Origin of the sequence: Pseudoalteromonas sp. S3178 (assembly GCF_005886985.1) — a bacterium.
GTDB lineage: Bacteria > Pseudomonadota > Gammaproteobacteria > Enterobacterales > Alteromonadaceae > Pseudoalteromonas > Pseudoalteromonas carrageenovora.
Genome location: NZ_PNCW01000306.1, coordinates 1 through 346 on the forward strand (window position 1 = coordinate 1; position 346 = coordinate 346).

General features: G+C 48.3%; 1 protein-coding gene. It reads right to left on the minus strand.

Going from position 1 to position 346, the window contains the following annotated elements:
* On the minus strand, positions 1 to 346 hold a 346-nt coding region (locus CWC11_RS21085; RefSeq protein WP_283241030.1), incomplete at both ends, for a M14 family zinc carboxypeptidase.

The following is a 346-nucleotide window of genomic DNA, read 5'->3' on the forward strand; positions in this document are numbered from 1 at the left end:
CAACATGCTCTCTGTGCTGCGGATCAGCAGACAAATTCATACCTCGATTACTATTAGCCCATTGCGCAAAACGCGCCAAGCCATCGGGGTTTAAAGAAGGATCTAACAACACTATCGTATTTTTAAGTAACGTCTGTACTGCGTCTCCTTGAGCCGCAGCCAAATAATAGGCCACCAGCAGTGCGGCATTGCTGCCTGAGGGTTCATTACCGTGTACGCTATACCCCATCCACGCCACTGCAGGTGTCTCTGTCTTTACCTCTGAAGACGAAAGTCGTGCTAAATGCTGTGCTCTGATCTGCTCAATGCGCTGTAGTTGATTTGGTGCCGTAATCGTTAAAAGTAG